Raw genomic sequence first — 950 nt, 5'->3', positions numbered from 1 at the left:
GTCGCCCGCGCCGACGCACCCCATGGGCAGCAGCTTGAGGTCCTCGACCACGCCGATGGGCGCGGCCTTGTACTCCTCGGTCAGCTGGTCGGCCCGCGCGGTGTCCTCGCCGAACGCGCCGTTGTTGCGCATGTAGTCGATGACCGTGTTGCGCCGCTCCATGGCGGCGTCCGCGCCGGCCTCCGGGTTCAGCGCGCTCGGCCGGTTGGCCAGGCCCGCCAGCAGGGCGGCCTGCGGGACGGTCAGCTTGTCGGCCGTGGTGTTGAAGTACGTCTGCGCCGCGGCGCCGACGCCGTAGGTGCCGTTGCCGAACGGCACGACGTTCAGGTATGCGGTGAGGATCTCCTCCTTCGTCATCTTCTGCTCGAGCTGCATGGCGATGCGCGCTTCGCTCAGCTTGCGCGCCATCGTGGCAGCCGTCGCCTTCTCGTACGCCTCATCGGAGCCCTTGCCCACCACGAACGCGAGGTAGTTCTTCACGTACTGCTGGGTGAGCGTGGAGGCCCCCTGCGTGACCGATCCGCTGAACTGGTTGGTCAGCGCGGCCCGCGTCGTGCCCTTCCAGTCCACGCCCTGGTGCTCGTAGAACCGGCGGTCCTCGACCGAGACGAGGGCCGCCTTCATCGTGGGGGAGATGTCCTCGGGTGGGACCAGCACCCGGTACTGGTCGTACAGGTACGCGATCGGCGCGCCGTCCCGGTCCGTGATCGTCGTGATCAGCGGTGGGTCGGTCGTCACCAGGTCCGAGGAGATGCTGTCGACGGTGTCGCTCGCCTGGTTCGAGACCACGCCCAGCGCGCCGACGGCGGGGAACAACGCGCCCGCCAGCAGGACGCCCGCCAGCACGCACAGGCCGAGCAGTTTCAGCACGCTGTTCCTGACTCGCACGTGGATCAGCGTAGCCGGGACCGGAACGAGTGATCAGGCTCAAGTAACACCATTACCCGGGA

1 protein-coding gene is annotated in these 950 nt (G+C 68.4%); it reads right to left on the bottom strand.

Annotated features, from left to right (window positions below):
* On the bottom strand, window positions 1-888 hold an 888-nt coding region (locus tag ABFX50_RS50705), incomplete at its 3' end, for a transglycosylase domain-containing protein (RefSeq protein WP_346158490.1).
* Window positions 889-950: the final 62 nt, after the last annotated feature.

Source organism: Nonomuraea recticatena, from assembly GCF_039533245.1.
In the GTDB taxonomy this organism is placed as follows: Bacteria; Actinomycetota; Actinomycetes; order Streptosporangiales; family Streptosporangiaceae; genus Nonomuraea; species Nonomuraea roseola.
This window is presented reverse-complemented; position numbering and strand designations above follow the sequence as displayed.